Here is an 18,619-nt window from a genome sequence, read left to right as displayed (position 1 = left end):
ACGAAGTGCGGTTCCCTACAGCATGCGAAACGCGTAGTCGCGTCCGATTCCCGATGTGGCCAGCACGTCGCCTTCGTCGGTGACCAGCACCGCTTCGATGCGGGGGTGGGCTTCGGCGAACTGCAGGGCGCGGTCGGCCCCCATGAGTATCAAGGCGGTCGAGTACCCGTCGCCGTCAAGCGAGCGCTTCGACACCACGCTGGCGCTCACTACGTCGGTTCGGGCGGGCATGCCGGTACTCGGGTCGAGGATGTGGTGGTAGACGCTTCCGTTGCACTCGAATGCGCGCTCGTATATGCCGCTGGTAACCACCGATCCGGAGTCGATCTCGATGACGGCGAACGAGCTTTGGGAGGGTGTTTCCGAAGAGGGGGCGGGTTGTCTCAGGCCTATCCTCCAGGGCGATCCGTTCTCTTTGCCTCCGCGCACCGCGACGTTTCCTCCGAGGTTGACCAGGTTGTGGCGCCCTCCGGCCTGCTCCAGCCAATCCAGGATCCCGTCGGCGATCCATCCTTTCGCGATGCCGCCCAGGTCGATTGACGCATCCGGATCGCCTATGCGGATCGATGCGGGGGTGCAGCTTATCGTTTCGTAGCCAACATGGCCGACGGCATCGGCCAGCAGCCGTTTATCGGGGAGGGTTTTCGCCTTGAAGTTCCAGAGGCGCACGGCGGTGCCCATCGTGATGTCGAACAACCCGCCCGATTCCTCGCAGTAGCCCAGTGCGTCGGAAACGAGTTCGGCCAGTTGGCGGCTGACGGAAACGGTCGATCCCGCGTGCGCGTTCACCTGGAACAGCTCGCTTGCGGGGTTGGTTCGCGAAAACAGAAGCTCGTAGCATCGGGCCAGTTCAAGCGACGACGCGAGCGTATCGGCCGCCAGGTCGGACTGGATAAGGTTGCATGTGTCGTACAGCGGGAACTCGAACGCTTCCACCGGATGGCTCTCCTCTCGTCGTTTCCCGAATCCAGAGGCGGATGCACCGCCTTTCTCATTATCCTCGATGCCGCCGCTTTTTCCCAAACCGCAGCAAGGGGCGGCGGGTGCGTCCCGCGGCTTTTGCTATCATAGTCCGATGATCCAAGAGGGAGCGGGAAGACGCCGTCCGAATCGATCGGTTCGCCGCCTCGCCGCAAGATGAAAGCAGGTTCGCATCCATGACGCAGCACGTGTCCGAGCATGATGTGCGCGCGATTGCGGAATACGCACGCATCCGTTTAACCGACGACGAAATACCTCCGATGACGGAGGATCTGAACAGTATCATCGACAGCCTTCGACCCATCACCGAGTACGATCTGGACGGCGTCGAGCCGACGTTTCATCCCATCGGGGGGCTTTCCAACGTCATGCGCGACGATGAGGAAGAGGCGGGTTTCACGCAGGAAGAAGCCCTGTCCAACGCTCCCAGGCAGCAAGACGGGTGCTTCCTCATCCCCTCGATTCTGGGCGAAGGGGGCGATCGCTGATGCAGCGCGTCGAGATCATGGGCATCGCCGATGTTCGCCGAGGGCTCTCCTCCGGGGAGTTCAGCGCGAAAGAGCTGACGGATCGGGCGTTTTCCCATATCGCGCGATACGACTCCGAAGTCCGTTCGTTTCTCGAGCTTACCGAGGACAAAGCGTACGCGAAGGCGGCGCAAGTCGACGATGCCATCGCCAAGGGACGCTTCGGCGAGCTGGGGGTTCTGGCGGGCGTTCCCATCGCGTTCAAGGACAACCTGAACCTTCTGGGCACGCATACCACCTGCGCGAGTCGCATGTTGGAAAACTACGTGTCTCCCTACACCGCCACGTGCGTGCAGCGCGCACTCGACGCGGGTTCGATCCCTCTGGGCAAAGTGAACATGGACGAATTCGCATTCGGTTCGACCACCGAGTCTTCCGCGTTCGGGGCCACGCGCAACCCCTGGAATCTCGAGTGCGTCCCCGGGGGCTCGTCGGGCGGCTCGGCCGCGGCGGTTGCCGCGGGCATGGCCGTGGTCGCGCTGGGTTCCGATACCGGCGGATCGATTCGCCAGCCGGGCAGCTTCACGGGCACCGTTGCCGTGAAGCCCTCGTACGGCGTGGTCTCGCGCTACGGCGTCGTTGCCTTCGGAAGCTCGCTTGACCAGGTGGGTCCCTTCGCCCGCAGCGTGCGCGACGCCGCACTCGTTCTGAATGCCATTTCAGGGCGAGATCGGCTGGACGTGACCAGCCAGGATATCGCCACCGACTTCACGGCGAACCTGGACGAGGGCGTGCGCGGCATGAAGGTGGGCGTGGTTCCCGCGTTCATGGAGGCGCGCGGCCTCGATCCGTTGGTGAAAGAGCGCATCGAGGATGCGATCCGCGAATTGGAGAATCTGGGCGCCCTCATCGTCGAGGTCGATTTGCCCAACGCTCAGGCCGCGATGAGCGCCTACTATGTTTTGGGGCCCTGCGAGGCGTATTCGAATCTCGCACGGTTCGACTCTGTGCGCTACGGTTACTGCGATCCGGGTCACCGAGACCTCGGCTCGCAGTACGAGGCCAGCCGGGCCACGGGCTTCGGTCCCGAAGCGCGCCGTCGCATCATGCTGGGCAGCTATCTGCTTTCAGCCGGCGTGTACGATACGTACTACTATCCCGCCCAGCAGGTCCGCACCCTTATCACGCAGGATTACCGCCGCGCTTACGAGAAGGTGGACGCGATCGTCGCGCCCGTCGCGCCGAAGACCGCCTTCAAGCTGGGCGAGCTGAGCGATCCCACTTCGATGTACCTCACCGACATGTTCACCATTTCGGTGAACATCGCGGGCACGGGCGGTATGAGCTTTCCGTTGCCGCTTACGCGCAACGAGGGGATGCCGGTGGGAATCCAGATCATTTCTCCCCAGTTCAAAGATGAGAACATGCTGCGCGTGGCCGCGGCGTTGGAAACCGTCTACCCGGTTGTCGGCACGGCGCCGGATTTCGTCGGAAGGGCAGGCGAGTAGCAGTGAAGAAGCTCGAAGAGGTCCTGGAGGATTGGGAGGCGGTTATCGGCTTGGAGGTACACGCCGAGCTGACCACCCTTACCACCAAGATGTTCTGCGGATGCAAGCTTGAGTTCGGCGCCGATCCGAACACGCACACCTGTCCGGTGTGCCTGGGTCTGCCCGGGGCGCTTCCCGTACCCAACAAGGCGGCCATCGAATCCATCGTGCTGGCGGGGCTTGCCACCAACTGCGATATCGAGAAACGCTCGATGTTCTACCGCAAGAACTACATGTACCCCGACATGGCCAAGAACTTCCAGACCACGCAGGGCCCCGTGGCGTTTTGCATGCGGGGCCATCTGGATCTGCAGGTCGATGGGAAGGCGGCGGGCGAGCGCTACCGTCTCGATCGCCTTTCTGCAGGCGACGAGGCGGAAAACATCCGTCGAACGGCCGACGGGTACGTGGCCCATGTGGGGATCACGCGCATCCATATGGAGGAAGACGCGGGCAAGATGAACCACGTGGGCGGCGGCGAGGGGCGCATTGCGGGCGCCACCCACTCCCTGGTTGACTACAATCGCGCCGGCACGCCGCTTATCGAGCTGGTCACCGAACCCGATTTGCGCACGCCCGAAGAGGCGCGCCTGTTCATGCAGAAGCTGCGCCAGATCTACCTTGCCATCGGCATTTCCGACTGCTCGATGGAGGAGGGCTCCCTGCGCTGCGACGGCAATATCTCGCTGCGCCGTCGCGGAACCGAGAAGTTCGGTACGAAAACCGAGCTGAAGAACCTCAACAGCTTCAAATCGCTGCACGACGGGCTTCTGTACGAGATCTGCCGTCAGGCCGAAGTGCTTGAAGAGGGAGGTCGGATCTACCAGGAGACGCGTCATTGGGATCCGTCGCTCAAGCACACCATCGTGATGCGCACGAAGGAGACGGCCGACGACTACCGCCTGTTCCCCGAGCCCGATCTGGCTCCTTACGACCTGTCCGACGAGTTCATCGAGAGCGTGCGCAGGAAGCTTCCCGAATTGCCCGATCAGAAGGCGGCCCGTTTCGAGCGCGCATACGGGTTGTCGTCCTACGATGCGCGCCATGTGGTGGAAAACGACTTCACGGTTGAGTTCTTCGAGGGCGCGATGGCGCAGGCGGGAGACAAGGCGGCCGATCTGGCAAAGCCGCTTGTCAATCTGGCCTTGAACGATGTGACCGCGTCGGTGAACGCGGGCGTTTCGATTCATCTGCTCACTCCTCGGCGCGCGGTGCAGCTGGTCGATTTGGCGGCATCGAACGCGATATCGTCCAAGCAGGTCAAAGAGGTGTTTTCTGCCGTCCTCGAAGAGGATAAGGACCCCGCGGTCATCGTCGAAGAGCGCGGAATGAAGCAGGTATCCGACACCGGGGCCATCGAAGCCGTGATCGATCGGGTGCTTTCCGACAATCCCGACAAGGTCGAGCAGTACCGCGGGGGGAAGGTCGGGCTCATGGGCTTTTTCGTCGGACAGTGCATGAAGGCCATGAAAGGCCAGGGCAATCCCAAGGTCATCAACGAGATCCTCGCATCAAAGCTGGGATAGGCTGCGTCGCGAAACCGAGATTGCGCCAAGAACCGGTCTTCCGCCCTTCGGGACGGGAGGCCGGATGTTTTCCTTGGATCCTGTTATGTGGAACCTGCGAACCCCCTACGGCACGAGTGCTTTATTACTATATCGTGCTAAAGTATCTGCACGAAGCACGATCGAAAGGGGCTCTCTATGGAGGTTGTTACGCCTTCGGGATTTCGCGACGTCCTTACGGACGAGGCGTCGAAGCGCGAACGGGTCCTGCGCAACGTTCAGGACGGGTTCGCCGCGCGCGGCTACGAGCTCATAGAAACCCCTACGCTCGAGCATGCCCGGGTCATGCAGATGGGTGCCCGCATGGAGCTTTCGTCGTTTAAGTTCTTCGACGGCAACGGCGCTTTGGTCACCATGCGACCCGACGTTACGCTGCAGGTTGCGCGTATGTGCGCCACCAGGTTGAAGGGTCGGCCCGGCCCGTTTCGCTTCCGCTATTCCCAGAGGATATTCCGTGAAACCGGCGGTATCTCATCGGCCGCCGAGCGCGAGCGCACGCAGGTGGGCGTCGAGTGCATCGGAGAGAGCGGCCCGCAGGCCGATGCCGAAGTGATCGAGCTGTTCGCCCGATCGCTCGAAGCGTCGGGCGTGGTCGATTTCTCGATCTCGCTGGCCACCGTTTCGGTGCTGCGATCCATGCTTGCAAACAGCAGGGCGCCGCGCCTCTGGATCGATCGGGTGCTCGAGGCGTTTCATTCCTCCGATTTCGTGGCCATCGAGCAGCTGACGGCTTTTCCCGATCCTTACGAGGTCGCACCGGTTTTCGCGCGGGCCATCGGCAGCCTTGCTTCGATTCGAGGGGGCCGCGAGGCGATCGATGAGGTGAGGGAACTGGCCGAGCCGCTGGGGTGCTCGGATGGATTGGACGATCTGCAGGAGACCTTCGACCTTCTGGTCGAAGCCGGTTTGGGTGCGCGCCTCGTGGTCGATTTCTCCGTGATGAGCGCGTTCGACTATTACACGGGCGCGGTGTTCGAGGCGTTCTGCCCGAGTCTGGGCTCGTCTTTGGGCGGCGGTGGCCGCTACGACGATCTGCTGGCCGTTTACGGCGATTCGCGACCTGCGGCGGGATTCGCGTTCTTCCTGGAGGATGCGCTGTCTGCGTCCGCGCCGTCCGCATCTGGGGGCCGTCCCCTCAGGATCGCGGTTCCCAAAGGCTCGCTGTACGAAGAATCGGTTGCGGCGCTTGCCGAGGCCGGTCTGGACGTCACGGGCCTCGATGATCCGGGGCGCGCGCTCATAGTGAAGAATCCCGGCGTGGAATACATCATCGTGAGGCCCACCGATGCTCCGGTGTTCGTCGAGTTGGGGGCTGCGGATTGCGGAATCTGCGGGGCCGATTCCCTCATCGAGTCGGAGGCGAGCGTGGTGAAGCTGGCCGATCTTCGTTTCGGCAGCTGCAGGTTCGTCGTCGCCCAACTGGCGGGTTCCGAAGAGGCCCTGGCCGCTCGCTACCGCAGGCACGGTTCGCTGCGCGTGGCTACGAAGTATCCGAGTATCGCCGCAGCGCACTTCGCGCGAGCTGGAACGCAGGTGGAAATTGTCAAGCTGCACGGCAATATCGAGCTGGGCCCTCTGACGGGGTTGTCGGAGTGCATCGTCGATATTACGGCGACGGGCGCCACCCTCAAAGAGAACAACCTTGTCGTAACGGACGAGGTGCTGTCGTCAACGGCTCGGTTTTTCGCCAACGACGGGGCGTTTCGCACCGACGGACGCGTAAGGGGGCTGGCAGCCGACCTATCGAGAGTCGCTTGTGCACGAGAGCTGGGCGTAACCGCCGGATCAACCGATGTGAGGAAAGGGGAATAACATGCGTCGAATCGTCCTTGCCGCCGACGAGTCGTTTTCAAACAAGCACCTCGAGAGGAAAAGCGCGTTTAACGCCCAGGCCATGACCGCCGCCGCTTCGATCGTGGAAGACGTGCGCGAGCGCGGCGATGCGGCCCTGTCCGAATACACAGAGCGTTTCGACGGGGTCGCCCTCGAATCGTTTCGCGTGCCCCAAGAAACGATCGATGCGGCCCTGGCTGCGGTGGATCCTCGTATATCCGCCGCGCTTCAGCATGCTGCCCGGCAGATCAGGGAGTTTCACGAGCGTCAGGTCGAACAGAGCTGGTTTGTCACGAGACCCGACGGCGCGATCGTGGGGGCGAAGGTCACTCCGCTCGATTCCGTGGGCATCTACGTGCCGGGAGGCCGCGCGCTGTATCCTTCCACGCTTCTCATGAACGCCATCCCCGCTTCGGTTGCGGGCGTGAAGCGCATCGTGGCGGTTACGCCCCCCACTAAGGACGGCTCGCTCGATTCCGCCGTTCTCGAAGCATGCCGGTTGGCGGGCATCACCGAGATATACTCGGTCGGCGGCGCTCAGGCGGTGGCCGCGCTTGCCTACGGAACCGAGTCCATCGCTCCGGTCGATAAGATCACCGGCCCGGGAAACGCCTTCGTTGCCGCAGCCAAGCAGCTGGTGTCGGGCGATGTGGGCATCGATATGGTTGCCGGGCCCTCGGAGGTGCTGGTGGTGGCCGATGAAACGGCCGACCCGCGTCTGGTGGCCATCGACCTTATGGCCCAGGCCGAGCACGATCCGCTGGCAACCTGTTACCTGGTGACGTTCTCGCAGGATTACGCGGATCGCGTGGAGGGTGCGATCGCCGAGCATATGAAGGATTCGACCCGCGCCGACATCACCTCGGCATCTATGAACGACCAAGGCCTTGTGGTGATATGCCGGACGCTTGCACAGGCGCTGGAGGCGGCCAACGTCATCGCTCCCGAGCACCTCGAGCTGCATATTGAAAACCCCATGGATTCTTTGGGCGCCATCAGGCACGCCGGTGCGATATTTTTGGGCGAGTGGACGCCCGAGGCGGTGGGGGATTACGTGGCGGGTCCGAACCATACGCTTCCCACCGGGGGTACGGCTCGGTTCTCGTCTCCTCTGGCGGTGGAGGAGTTCGTCAAGAAGTCGAGCATCATCCAGTATTCGCCCGAGGCGCTGGCGTTCGACGCCGAAGCGGTGAGCGTTATCGCGCATCACGAGGGGCTTTGGGCCCACGCGCGCAGCGTCGAGTTGAGAAAAGAGGTCTACGATGCAAGATTCGGCCGATAGGGCGTTCGCATCCGCATCGTCCTCTCGACGGGGGACAGATGAGATGCGGGCCGTGCGAAAGCCGGCACCGCATGTGCTCGATCTGGTGTCGTACGATCCGAAGTACATTCCCGCCGAGGTTATGGTTTCGGCAAACGAGAATCCGCGCGACGTTCCCGACGGCCTGCGTGCGATGGTCATGCGCGCCGTCAGGCAGGTTCCACTCAACCGCTATCCCGATCCTCTAGCAAACGGCCTGCGCGATCTCATCGCTCAGGCAAACGGACTCGATCGCGACCAGGTTCTTATCGGCAACGGGGGCGATGAGCTTCTTCTCGATACGGCGCTTGCATGGGGAGGGCCGGGGCGCGTCTTCCTGAATGTCCCTCCGACGTTCAGCGTGTACGAAGGCAACGCCCTGCTTACCAACACGGCCGTGGTCGAGGTGCCGCGCCGCGCCGACTTTCAGGTGGATGAAGACGCGCTGGTTGCGCGCCTGTCGCGAGGAGATGTCGACTTCACCATCTTGACCAGTCCGAACAATCCCACGGGCGATACGGTCTCGGAAAGCTTCGTTCGCCGCGTTCTGGAAGCGAGCGACGCTTTGGTGGTGGTGGATGAGGCGTACTTCGAATTCTCCCGGAAAACGGTGCGGCCCTTGCTGGAAAGCTACGAGAACCTCGTGATACTGAGGACGTTTTCAAAGGCGTTTTCGTTGGCCGGGGTGCGCGTCGGCTACCTTCTGGGAAACGTGCGCGTTCTATCCGAATACAAGAAGGTCCGTCAGCCCTATTCGGTCGATGCTATCTCCCAGGCCATCGCAAGCGCGGTGTACGAGAACCGATCGGAGTTCGTGTTCGGCATCGAACAGATCGTGGCCGAGCGCGAGCGCGTGTATCGGCAGCTGAAGCGGATGGACGGTGTGGAGGCGTTCCCGTCCGAATCCAACTTCATCCTGCTGCGCATGGCGGATGCATCCGCTGTATGGAGCGGGCTTTTATCGTGCGGGGTGCTGGTGCGCGATTTCTCCCGAACGCGCTATTTGGAGAACTGCCTGCGCGTCTCTATCGGAACGCCGCAGGAAAACGATCGCTTTCTTGAGGTTCTGGGCGATATCGTCGCGAGCGGGAAGAGCGATGGGAAACGGTGACGGACAGAATCGCTTCTCGCAGCGGGCGGGCGCGATGGAAGGGGATGGTTGCATGGATGGCAACGCTGGACAGGTTCGCTTGGCTCAGATAGAGCGCGTTACGAGCGAGACTTCGATCGCGGTCGAGTTCGCGCTTGACGGAACGGGCGCGCTCGAATGCTCAACCGGTATCGGGTTTTTCGATCACATGCTGGCGGCGTTTGCGCGGCACGGCCTGTTCGACCTGCGCCTTTCGGCGAAGGGCGATCTGGAAGTGGACGGGCATCACACCGTAGAGGATTGCGGGATCGTGCTCGGTCGGGCGTTTTCCCAGGCAATAGGGGATAAACGGGGTATCGTGCGGTTCGGGGACATGACGGTTCCCATGGACGAGGCTCTGATTGCCGCGACGTGCGATATATCGGGGCGCGGCGCGCTGTACTGGGATGTCGATATGCCGCTCATCTTGCTGGGCGCGTTCGATTCGTCCCTGGTCAAAGAGTTCTTCACGGCGTTTGCCGCCAATGCCGGAATCACCTTGCATATTCGCCGGATCGCAGGGGAAAACGCGCATCATATTGCGGAAGCGTCGTTCAAGGCGGTTGCGCGGGCGTTGCGGCAAGCTGTTGCGTTCGACCCGCGCGAATGCGGGGCGCTGCCTTCGACGAAGGGGATGCTGTGATAGCCGTCGTCGATTATCGGAAGGGAAACGTGGCCAGCGTTCAGCGCAGTTTGATTGCAGCGGGAGCCGACGCCCGTATCACCTCCGATTGCGCCCAGATCGCCTCCGCCGAGGCCATCGTGTTGCCGGGGGTGGGGGCTTTCGCCGATGCCGCGCGCGAAATGAGCTTGTCGGGCCAGATGGAGGTCGTGCGTCAGCGCATCGATCGAGGGGTTCCGTTTCTCGGTATCTGTTTGGGGCTTCACCTGCTGTTCGAGCGAGGTGTCGAGGGAACCGACGCATCGGAGGAGGAACTTGATCGCATGGAGCGCGGCTTGGGGGTCGCTCCGGGGGTGGTTTTGCGCATGCCGGATCGTGACGTCGCCGGTCGCGTGTTCAAAGTGCCGCACGTAGGTTGGAATCAGGTGGACTTCGCGCGCGGAGGTTCGGGCTTCGAGCGCGAAAGCTCGCCTTGCGACGGGCGCTCGTCCTTTTTCGAAAGCGGCGATGCTTCGAACCCGGCTCTGTTCGACGGTGTCGCTTCGGGTGAAAACTTCTACTTCACGCACAGCTACATCGCACCTAGCTCACCGTTTACCTGCGCAACCGCTACGCATAGCGTTGAGTTTCCCGCTGTGGTCAGACCGCTTTCCCATGTATTCGGAGTTCAGTTCCATCCTGAGAAGAGCTCGGATGCAGGAGCCGTTTTCATGCGTAATTTCGTCCGATTCGTCAAACGCGCCTCGTAGGCGGGCAAGGAGCAGCCATGCATCTTCTTCCTGCGATCGATATTCTCGACGGCAAGGCCGTTCGATTGGCCAAAGGCGACTACAGCCGGGTGACCTGCTACAGCGACGATCCCGTCGATCAGGCGAGGCGGTTCGAGGAGGCTGGTGCGCGTTGGGTGCATATCGTCGATTTGGACGGCGCCCGCACCGGCGTGTCGTCAAACGCCGCGATAATCGAGCGCATCGTTGCATCAACTTCTCTTAAATCCCAGGTAGGAGGAGGTATTCGATCCCTCGGTTCGATCGAGCGGCTGGTTTGCGCAGGTGCGTCGCGAGTGGTGCTGGGAACCGCGCTTGTGCGCGACCCTGAATTCGCCGCCGCTGCCGTACGGCGCTACGGCGATATGCTGGCGGCGGGCATCGATGCGAAAAGCGGCGAGGCGGCCGTTGCGGGGTGGGGGGAAGGATCGGGTGTTTCAGCATCTGACCTTGCCCGCTCCATGGCCGGTTTGGGCTATCGCCATATGGTGTACACCGACATCTCCCGCGACGGCATGCAGACCGGACTCGATCCCGAGGCGTACCGCAGCATGGCGTGCGCGTTCGGTCATCCGGTTGTCGCATCGGGCGGGGTTGCGGGGATGGAAGACGTTCGCGCGATGCTCGGTCTGGGCGATGCGATCGAGGGCGTTATCGCCGGCCGTTCGATCTACGAAGGGTCGCTCGACCTTGCAAAGGCGTGCCGGGAGATCGATCGATGCAATAAGGAGCGCTCATGCTGACGAAACGCGTCATTCCCTGCATGGATGTGAAGGCGGGTCGAGTGGTGAAGGGCGTCAACTTCGTGGGATTGTCCGATGTGGGCGATCCCATCGAACTGGCCCAGCGCTACGACCGTCAGAAAGCTGATGAAGTGGTGTTCCTTGACATCGCAGCTACGCATGAAGACCGCACGCCCACCATCGATCTTGCGAGTCGGGCGAGCGAGCACCTGCGACTGCCGTACTGCGTGGGCGGGGGCTTTCGCACGGTGGCCGATATGCGCGCCATGATCGCGGTGGGCGCCGACAAGGTTTCGGTGAACTCTGCCGCCGTTAAGGATCCGAGGCTGATCTCCCGGGCCGCGGCGGCGTTCGGGTCCCAGGCCGTCGTATGCGCGATCGATGCGCGCCGCCGCGCTCCTGGCAAGTGGGAGGTGTTCGTGGCGGGAGGGCGCAGGGCCACGGGGCTCGATGCGGTGGAATGGGCGCGTCAGGCGGCTCGCTGCGGAGCGGGAGAGATCCTTCTGACCAGCATGGATCGCGACGGAACGCGCGAGGGGTTCGACTGCGCTTTGACGCGCGCGGTTGCGCGAGCGGTAAACGTTCCGGTTATCGCTTCGGGCGGCGTGGGCGAGCTCGAGCATTTCGCCCAGGGCATCATCGAGGGCGAGGCGGACGCCGTGTTGGCCGCCAGCGTGTTCCACAAAGGGGAGCTGACCATCCGCCAGGTCAAAGAGTATCTAGGCAAGCAGGGGATTCCCGTGCGCCTGTAGCGACGCACCGAGAAAGGACGGACGGTTATGGGGGATGCGGTGGCGGGCGTGGCGGTCGAAGAGTTCTTCGCCCAGGTTCGCTTCGATGGCGCGGGGTTGATTCCGTGCATCGTCCAGGAGGAATCGACCGGCTTGGTTCTGATGATGGCCTGGATGAGCGAAGAGTCGCTGAAGCTTACTTTGGAGACGGGCTCCACCTGGTTTTGGTCGCGCAGCCGATCCGAGCTGTGGCATAAGGGGGCGACTTCCGGAAACACGCAGCGCTTGGTCGATCTACGTTTCGACTGCGATGCCGATACGTTGCTCGCGCTGGTCGAAGCGGCCGGACCCGCCTGTCATACCGGTGCCCGCAGCTGCTTTTTCCGTAGGATCAGCTAAGGTTTCCCGCATTGCGCATCCGCCTATTCGATCGGCAAGGTGAACGTAAGTGGCGACACCGCCACTGCCGAGCCGTCGCTTACCAATGTCGACGTTCAGACCGCTATGAAAGAGACGATGACCGAGTTCGAGGGCGTGAATCAGGAAGAGCTTGCGCACATTTACGTGGCGGGCTTGCGATCCGCTCGAAGAGGGCAAAGCGATGCGCAGGCGGATTCGAGGTGGCTCTCTCGTTCGCAAGTCGCCGCGTCGCTGCGTGCTGTTCGTGGAGTCTTCTTGCGCAACGATTCCGTTTGGGCTACCATAGCCCCGTTAAAATCCCATGAACAACCGTTATACGCTGCATGCATAAGCGGGGCGCATGTGTGCGGGATAGGTTTGCATCCCCGAACGTCATCTCTCGCTGTTTTCGTTTATCTTACCTGTTCATCAGGTACATCCTATGTCAGTATCGATACCGGGTGCACCCGGTTTTGACGGCAACGCATGATCCCGAAGGAGGACACGTGAAGTTTTTTCTGGACACTGCCGATCTGAACGAGATCGAAGAGGCGGCCAGTTGGGGGGCGCTTGCGGGCGTCACCACCAACCCGTCCCTGTATGCCAAGATCGGTGGCAAAGTCTCTGATTTCCAAAACCACATCAAGCGTATCTGCGATATCGTCGACGGCCCCGTTTCCGCCGAATCCGTCGCCATGACGCGTGACGAGATTGTACGCGACGGCCGCGAGCTGGCCGCCATCGCCCCCAACGTCGTGGTGAAGATTCCCACGATGGTCGAGGGCCTGGCCGCTACGCGCGTTCTGGCGAACGAGGGCATTCCCGTGAACATGACGCTGTGCTTCTCGGTTCCCCAGGCGCTTCTTGCCGCCCGTGCCGGCGCACGTTACATCAGCCCCTTCATCGGCCGTTTCGACGACATTTCTGAAGACGGGCTGGACCAGCTTGAAAACGTGGTGACCGCCATTGCGAACTACGACTTCGCTCAGTCGACGGTTAACGGCCAGCAGATCGAGATCATCGCCGCATCCGTGCGCAGCGCCAATCACGTTACCCAGGCGGCGCTGATGGGGGCCGATATCGCCACCGTGCCGTTCCCCGTTCTGAAGAAGATGGTGCAGCACCCGCTGACCGATCGCGGCCTTGAAACGTTCCTCAAGGATTGGGAGAAGGTTCAGAACGCATGAGCGACGAGATCGTGAACGAGCAGCCGGTCGAAGCTCCGTCGCCCCGCCCGCGGCGCCGCGCATCGGTCAAGAAAGACGCCCCTGAAGGCAAGTCGGCCGCAACCGGCGCTTCTGTCGAATCCGCTCCCGCCAAGAAGCCGCGCGCTTCTCGTGCGAAGAAGGCGACCTCGGTTTCCGAGGAGTCTGGAGTCGAGGTTTCTTCCGTTCCCGACAAGGGAGGCGATCCCGCTTCCGAGTCCGTCGCGCCGACCGATGGCGAGGCGCCGAAGCGTCGTCGCGGTCGCCCGCGCAAGACTGCGGTCGCAGAAACGCCGCAGGTTGAAGGAACGTCGTCGCCCGAAAGTTCGGCGGTTGCCGACGATCTCAGCCTTCCCGTGGTCAAGAAGGCCGTCTCCGCGCAGGCCCTTTCGGCAGCCGCCCTTGCCATCGAGGAGGATGCGGCTTCTCGCATTGCCGACTCGCTGCTTGCCTTCGCCCCATCGATCGAAGACGGTTCTTCCGAAGGGGAGCGTCCGCGCCTTCCCCGCCGTACGACGCGCGCCAAGATTTCGGACAAGCCGTCCGACGACGCGGCTTTGGGCGGGGAATCCGGAAAACCCGGAAGCGACTTTTCCTCCGACGCGGCCGATCGTCGCAACCGTCGGGATGCATCGCAGAAAAACCGCAGGCCCGGAGCTTTATCCAGCGGCATGCGCAACCAAGCGAGCGGCGGGAGCGATTCCAACCAGCGAGGCGGCCAGCGCAAAGACCGCTCCGATCGGCAGAATAACGGGCAGAATCGCTTCGGCAATCAGAAGAGCAACCGTCGCCACCAGCGCAACGACCGCGAGATCGCTCCCAGCGTGACGCGCGAGGAGCTTGCCGCGCTCAAGGTGGCCGAGTTGCGGGCGAAAGCTGCCGAGCTGGGCGTCGAGGCCTCCGGCGTGAAGAAGGCGGACCTGGTTGAGCTGGTGTTCGCTGCCAGCGTAAAGGCCGAGGGTTTCCTCGAGGTATCCGGTGTTTTGGACGTGCTGTCCGATGGGTACGGATTCCTGCGCACGTCCGGTTATCTTCCCGGCGAGGGCGATTGCTACGTAAGCGCCTCGGTTATCAAGCGCAACCATCTGCGCAAAGGAGATCTCCTGGTGGGTCAGACCCGCCCCGCTCGCCCCAACGATAAGTTCGCGGCGGTGCAAAAGGTTATCTCTGTGAACGGAACCCCGCTCGAGCAGCTGGGATCGCGTCCCCGCTTCGCCGATCTGACTCCGGTGTATCCTCAGGAGCGTTTGATCATGGAGCACGGAGCCCACACGTACACGGCTCGCGTGATCGATTTGGTGGCGCCTATCGGCAAGGGTCAGCGCGGGCTTATCGTGTCGCCACCCAAGGCCGGCAAGACCACCATCCTCAAAGATATCGCAGCTTCCATCACGGCGAATAATCCCGAGGTGCATCTTATGTGCCTGCTGGTGGACGAACGTCCCGAAGAGGTTACCGACATGCAGCGCTCCATCAGGGGCGAGGTCATCTCCTCGACCTTCGACATGCCCGCCGAAAACCACATCGCCTGTGCCGAGATGGTTATCGAGCGCGCAAAGCGGATGGTTGAGCTGGGTGCGGACGTGGTCATCCTTCTCGACTCCATCACCCGTCTCGCGCGCGCCTACAACCTGGCGCAGCCGGCGTCCGGACGCGTGTTGTCTGGCGGCGTGGATTCTACGGCCCTGTATCCGCCCAAGCGCTTCTTAGGCGCTGCTCGCAATATCGAGGGAGGCGGCAGTCTGACCATTCTCGCGTCTGCCCTGGTCGAAACCGGGTCCAAGATGGACGAGGTTATCTTCGAGGAATTCAAGGGAACCGGTAACATGGAGCTTAAGCTCGATCGCTATCTGGCCGACCGTCGCATCTTCCCCGCGATCGATGCGGTGGCCAGCGGAACGCGCAAAGAAGAGCTGCTGATGGATCAGCAGGTTGCTCCGCTGGTATGGGCGGTGCGCCGGATCCTTGCGAACATGAACAACACCGAGCGAGCGATGGACACCCTCATCAAGTCAATCAAGCAGACGGACACCAACCAGGAGTTCCTGCTGCGCACTGCGCGCAAGGCGCAGCAGTCGAAGGGGGAGGCGGCGTCGCTTTAGCGTTGCCCGGAGGTCGTTTCGGATTACGCGTTCTCCCTGCTGTAGCGCGCCGGTCTGGTAACATGGGGCGATCTACGAAACCAGTTCGAAAGAGAAGGCATGGCAGAAAACCTCAGTCCCGAGCCTCCCCGCACCACATCGTTCGAGCGCGCGCGTTCGGGTGCGCATCCCGTTGCGCCGCCATTCGCCGCACCCGCGTCGGATGCGTTTTGCGCCCCGCAAAACGGCTTCTACGGCGCCGCTCGACCGAACGGCGAAAGAGTCGGGAGACCTTCGCGCCGCCGCTTCGCTCTCGCAGCCGTCGTTGCGGTCGTTCTCGCATTCATCGTCACGGGGATCGTCCTGCTTGCGAATGTGCTCAAAGACGCCGATTCCATTTCGGGGGATGCGGTTGCCCTCATCAGCGTGGATGGCGCTATCGGTTACAACGGCACGTCCTCGAGTCCCGAAGGGCTCAAGTCGCTGCTCGATCGCGCCGAGGACGACGACCGCATCAAAGCGGTCGTTCTGCGCGTGAACTCCGGGGGAGGTACGGCCACGGCGGGCGAGGAGATGGCCCAATACGTCAGGCAGTTCAGCAAGCCCATCGTCGTCTCGAGCGCCGCCATCAACGCCAGCGCCGCATACGAGCTTTCGGCGATGTCTGATTACATCTTCGTGGCCAAGACCACCGAAATCGGCGCCATCGGGACGGTCATGCAGGTAACCGACCTATCCGAGGTCATGGACAAGCTGGGGATCTCGGTCGACTCCATCAAGTCGGCTCCCAGTAAGGACTCAAGCTACGGGTTCCGCCCGTTGACCGCTGAGGAGAAGACCTATTACCAGGCGCTTGTCGACGAGATCAACGCCACGTTCATCGAGAACGTGGCGCAGGGCCGCGGCCTTTCGCTCGACTACACGCGCTCGATCGCAACCGGGCTTCCTTTTGCCGGCACGACCGCGGTTGAAAACGGCGTGGCCGACGAGGTGGGGACGCTTGAGGACGCGCAGGATTATGCGGCCCAGGCGGCGGGTATCCCCGACGACTACCAGGTAATCGATCTGGAGGTTCCCCCGTCGAGGGCTAGCTTGCTGTCGCTTCTTATGAGCGGCTACAATCTGTCCGCATCCGACTTGACGACTATTTTGGAGGAGCAGACGACCCATGGCATCATCGCTCGATAACGGCAATCCGCCTTTCACCCAGGTCGTATGGCCGAAGCGCGCGGTGGTTACCGCAGGCATGCCCTACGGTAACAAGCCGCTGCATTTCGGGCACATCGCCGGGGTGTTCGTCCCTGCCGATGCGTATGCGCGCTTTCTCAAAGATCGCATAGGAGCGGGCAACGTGCGCTTCGTCAGCGGTACCGACTGCTTCGGATCGCCTATCAACGAAGGGTATCGCAAGCTGGTTGAATCCGGCGACTTCGACGGCACCATCGGTCAGTACGTGCAGATGAACCATGACAAGCAGAAGGCGACGCTGAAAGCCTACGATGTCGAGCCGTCCATTTACGAAGGGAGCGGCATCGGCCATGCGGGAGAGGTTCACCGCGCTCTTACCGACAACATCATTCGCCGCCTTCATGAGGCGGGCGTCCTGCATAAGCGCTCGACGCTGCAGTTCTTCGATCCCGAAGCCGATACGTTTTTGAATGGACGTCAGGTCGTGGGGCGCTGCCCCGTTCAGGGCTGCAAATCCGAGCATGCTTACGCCGATGAGTGCGATTTGGGGCACAGCTACGCTCCCGAGGAGCTCATCAACCCCCGATCGTCCCTGACCGGCGTGGTGCCCGAGATGCGTCCGGTGGATAACTGGTATTTCGACCTGCCATCCTTCGCCTCCTTTCTGCGCGAATACGTGGCCGGGCTCGAGGCCGACGACCGCATCCGTGCGATCGTTCCCCAAACCATCAAGGAATTTCTGGGCGCTCCCATCATCTACGTGAAAAACGACGAGCGTGCTCAGTTCGATGAGATCGCCGACGAGCTGCCCTCTTTCGAGCTAAGGGAGGCCGAGCGCGGAAAGCACAGCTTCGAGGTCGAGTTCTCATCCATCGACGACCGCGACTGCGCGCGCGACCGCATGCGGCGGGCGGGTTTGCGGTTCCGCACCAGCAAGGCGCTCGTTCCGTTCCGCATCACGGGAAACATCGAATGGGGTGTTGCGGCTCCCGTCATCGACGGGGTGGAGGGCCTTACGGTGTGGTGCTGGCCCGAAAGCCTGTGGGCGCCCATTTCGTTCACGGCCGCGGCCAACGATGCGGCCGGCTTGCCCGAGGGCAGTTGGCGCGATTTCTGGTGTTCCGACGATGCGCGGGTCTACCAGTTCATCGGGCAGGACAACCTGTATTTCTACGGCGTGGTTCAAACGGCGCTCTGGGAGGCGCTGCGCGACCGCGACATTTTCGGAGCGAACGATGCACGCGTGCCGTTGCGTCAGACGACGCTCGTTGCGAATCATCACGTGCTGCTGGGAAACAAGAAGGCCTCGTCGTCCAGTTCGGTCAAACCGCCCACTGCCGACGAGCTGCTGGATCACTACACGCCCGAACAGCTGCGCGCCCACTTTCTCGCGTTGGGGCTGGATCAGAAGTCGGTGGGATTCAAGCCGAAGCCCTTTACGGCCACCCAGCAGGAGAAGGACGATCCGCGCATCGCCGACCCCGTTTTGAAAGAGGGTGCCCTGCTCACAAACGTATTCAACCGCCTGGGGCGAAGCTGTCTGTACGAGGCGAAGAAAAGCTTCGGGGGCGCGGTTCCACTGCGCGCTCCCAGCGCGGGGGCCGTCGAGGAGTGCCATGCCGTCATGGCCGAGTACGATATTCTGATGGAGAAAGCCGAACTCCACTCGGTTATGTCGCTGATGGACGGCTTTCTGCGCGTTGCGAACAAGCGCTGGGCGGATGGTATCAAACGGGTCGAGAGCTTTGAGGGGGAAGAGTCGGACGAGCTGCGTTGCCAGGTGCTGGCCGACTGCGCTTACCAGCTGTGGGTTTCCACGCTGCTGATGCATCCCGTCGTTCCCACCGGATGCGAGATGATCTGTGATTACCTGCAGTTCGACCCCAAAACCTTCTTCAGCTGGAATCACCGTTTCGACAGCCTGGCCGAGCTGTGCGACGAGGACGAGCGTGCTGCAGGCGCCCATCGGGTTCGCGAGCTGCCCCCGCGCTTCGACTTCTTCCGCAAGCACGAATCGCAGTACCGCTAGCTGGGTGCGCCGAAAACGGGAGGTTTTCCTGA

16 protein-coding genes are annotated in these 18,619 nt (G+C 62.2%); 15 read left to right on the top strand and 1 reads right to left on the bottom strand.

Annotation, left to right across the window (positions count from 1 at the left end; translation table 11 throughout):
* Positions 1–15: 15 nt before the first annotated feature.
* Positions 16–936: an FAD:protein FMN transferase gene (locus EIH26_RS00855; RefSeq protein ID WP_124060334.1), complete on the bottom strand. Its 921-nt coding sequence runs from the start codon at positions 934–936 to the stop codon at positions 16–18.
* 221 nt (positions 937–1,157) lie between these two features.
* Here EIH26_RS00855 and gatC point away from each other — a divergent pair, with 221 nt between their 5' ends.
* The 15 genes from gatC (at position 1,158) to EIH26_RS00780 (ending at position 18,587) form a co-directional block, all read left to right on the top strand.
* A complete protein-coding gene (gene gatC, locus EIH26_RS00850; RefSeq protein ID WP_124060333.1) occupies positions 1,158–1,469 on the top strand; it encodes an Asp-tRNA(Asn)/Glu-tRNA(Gln) amidotransferase subunit GatC in 312 nt (103 codons plus the stop codon).
* Positions 1,469–2,956, top strand: a complete 1,488-nt coding sequence (gene gatA / locus EIH26_RS00845; RefSeq protein WP_124060332.1) for an Asp-tRNA(Asn)/Glu-tRNA(Gln) amidotransferase subunit GatA — start codon at positions 1,469–1,471, stop codon at positions 2,954–2,956. Before gatC ends, gatA begins: the two co-directional genes overlap by 1 nt.
* A 2-nt stretch (positions 2,957–2,958) precedes the next feature.
* A complete protein-coding gene (gene gatB, locus EIH26_RS00840; RefSeq protein ID WP_124060331.1) occupies positions 2,959–4,521 on the top strand; it encodes an Asp-tRNA(Asn)/Glu-tRNA(Gln) amidotransferase subunit GatB in 1,563 nt (520 codons plus the stop codon).
* Positions 4,522–4,698: 177 nt separating this feature from the next.
* On the top strand, positions 4,699–6,372 hold the full coding sequence (gene hisG, locus EIH26_RS00835) for an ATP phosphoribosyltransferase (RefSeq protein WP_124060330.1): 1,674 nt from the start codon (positions 4,699–4,701) through the stop codon (positions 6,370–6,372).
* A 1-nt stretch (position 6,373) separates the two neighbouring features.
* Positions 6,374–7,675, top strand: a complete 1,302-nt coding sequence (hisD, locus tag EIH26_RS00830; RefSeq protein ID WP_124060329.1) for a histidinol dehydrogenase — start codon at positions 6,374–6,376, stop codon at positions 7,673–7,675.
* Complete coding sequence (gene hisC / locus EIH26_RS00825) at positions 7,656–8,804, top strand: histidinol-phosphate transaminase (RefSeq protein WP_241152713.1); 1,149 nt, start codon at positions 7,656–7,658, stop codon at positions 8,802–8,804. The genes hisD and hisC overlap by 20 nt, the downstream gene beginning before the upstream one ends.
* A gap of 52 nt (positions 8,805–8,856) precedes the next feature.
* On the top strand, positions 8,857–9,465 hold the full coding sequence (gene hisB, locus EIH26_RS00820; protein ID WP_124060328.1) for an imidazoleglycerol-phosphate dehydratase HisB: 609 nt from the start codon (positions 8,857–8,859) through the stop codon (positions 9,463–9,465).
* Positions 9,462–10,193: an imidazole glycerol phosphate synthase subunit HisH gene (locus EIH26_RS00815; protein WP_124060327.1), complete on the top strand. Its 732-nt coding sequence runs from the start codon at positions 9,462–9,464 to the stop codon at positions 10,191–10,193. The genes hisB and EIH26_RS00815 overlap by 4 nt, the downstream gene beginning before the upstream one ends.
* A gap of 17 nt (positions 10,194–10,210) precedes the next feature.
* Complete coding sequence (gene hisA / locus EIH26_RS00810) at positions 10,211–10,954, top strand: 1-(5-phosphoribosyl)-5-[(5-phosphoribosylamino)methylideneamino]imidazole-4-carboxamide isomerase (protein ID WP_124060326.1); 744 nt, start codon at positions 10,211–10,213, stop codon at positions 10,952–10,954.
* Positions 10,948–11,706 carry an imidazole glycerol phosphate synthase subunit HisF gene (gene hisF, locus EIH26_RS00805; RefSeq protein ID WP_124060325.1) on the top strand — a complete coding sequence of 253 codons (759 nt, stop codon included), beginning with the start codon at positions 10,948–10,950 and terminating at the stop codon, positions 11,704–11,706. Before hisA ends, hisF begins: the two co-directional genes overlap by 7 nt.
* 27 nt (positions 11,707–11,733) lie before the next feature.
* On the top strand, positions 11,734–12,084 hold the full coding sequence (gene hisI, locus EIH26_RS00800; RefSeq protein WP_124060324.1) for a phosphoribosyl-AMP cyclohydrolase: 351 nt from the start codon (positions 11,734–11,736) through the stop codon (positions 12,082–12,084).
* Positions 12,085–12,590: 506 nt separating this feature from the next.
* Positions 12,591–13,271 carry a fructose-6-phosphate aldolase gene (gene fsa, locus EIH26_RS00795; RefSeq protein WP_124060323.1) on the top strand — a complete coding sequence of 227 codons (681 nt, stop codon included), beginning with the start codon at positions 12,591–12,593 and terminating at the stop codon, positions 13,269–13,271.
* A complete protein-coding gene (gene rho, locus EIH26_RS00790; RefSeq protein WP_124060322.1) occupies positions 13,268–15,391 on the top strand; it encodes a transcription termination factor Rho in 2,124 nt (707 codons plus the stop codon). The genes fsa and rho overlap by 4 nt, the downstream gene beginning before the upstream one ends.
* A 99-nt stretch (positions 15,392–15,490) precedes the next feature.
* Complete coding sequence (locus tag EIH26_RS00785; RefSeq protein WP_124060321.1) at positions 15,491–16,558, top strand: S49 family peptidase; 1,068 nt, start codon at positions 15,491–15,493, stop codon at positions 16,556–16,558.
* Positions 16,539–18,587: a class I tRNA ligase family protein gene (locus tag EIH26_RS00780; RefSeq protein ID WP_124060320.1), complete on the top strand. Its 2,049-nt coding sequence runs from the start codon at positions 16,539–16,541 to the stop codon at positions 18,585–18,587. The genes EIH26_RS00785 and EIH26_RS00780 overlap by 20 nt, the downstream gene beginning before the upstream one ends.
* Positions 18,588–18,619 lie beyond the last annotated feature (32 nt).

Source organism: Gordonibacter sp. Marseille-P4307 (genome assembly GCF_900604965.1).
Taxonomy (GTDB): Bacteria; Actinomycetota; Coriobacteriia; order Coriobacteriales; family Eggerthellaceae; genus Berryella.
Note: the sequence above shows the minus strand (reverse complement) of the source record. Positions and strands in the feature narration are given on the sequence as shown.

Coding starts and splice junctions, on each gene's coding strand:
- hisG (WP_124060330.1), top strand. CDS start 4,699: ATGGAGGTTGTTACGCCTTCGGGATTTCGCGACGTCCTTACGGACGAG.
- hisB (WP_124060328.1), top strand. CDS start 8,857: ATGGATGGCAACGCTGGACAGGTTCGCTTGGCTCAGATAGAGCGCGTT.
- EIH26_RS00785 (WP_124060321.1), top strand. CDS start 15,491: ATGGCAGAAAACCTCAGTCCCGAGCCTCCCCGCACCACATCGTTCGAG.
- hisC (WP_241152713.1), top strand. CDS start 7,656: ATGCAAGATTCGGCCGATAGGGCGTTCGCATCCGCATCGTCCTCTCGA.
- rho (WP_124060322.1), top strand. CDS start 13,268: ATGAGCGACGAGATCGTGAACGAGCAGCCGGTCGAAGCTCCGTCGCCC.
- gatC (WP_124060333.1), top strand. CDS start 1,158: ATGACGCAGCACGTGTCCGAGCATGATGTGCGCGCGATTGCGGAATAC.
- EIH26_RS00780 (WP_124060320.1), top strand. CDS start 16,539: ATGGCATCATCGCTCGATAACGGCAATCCGCCTTTCACCCAGGTCGTA.
- hisD (WP_124060329.1), top strand. CDS start 6,374: ATGCGTCGAATCGTCCTTGCCGCCGACGAGTCGTTTTCAAACAAGCAC.
- hisA (WP_124060326.1), top strand. CDS start 10,211: ATGCATCTTCTTCCTGCGATCGATATTCTCGACGGCAAGGCCGTTCGA.
- gatA (WP_124060332.1), top strand. CDS start 1,469: ATGCAGCGCGTCGAGATCATGGGCATCGCCGATGTTCGCCGAGGGCTC.
- hisF (WP_124060325.1), top strand. CDS start 10,948: ATGCTGACGAAACGCGTCATTCCCTGCATGGATGTGAAGGCGGGTCGA.
- hisI (WP_124060324.1), top strand. CDS start 11,734: ATGGGGGATGCGGTGGCGGGCGTGGCGGTCGAAGAGTTCTTCGCCCAG.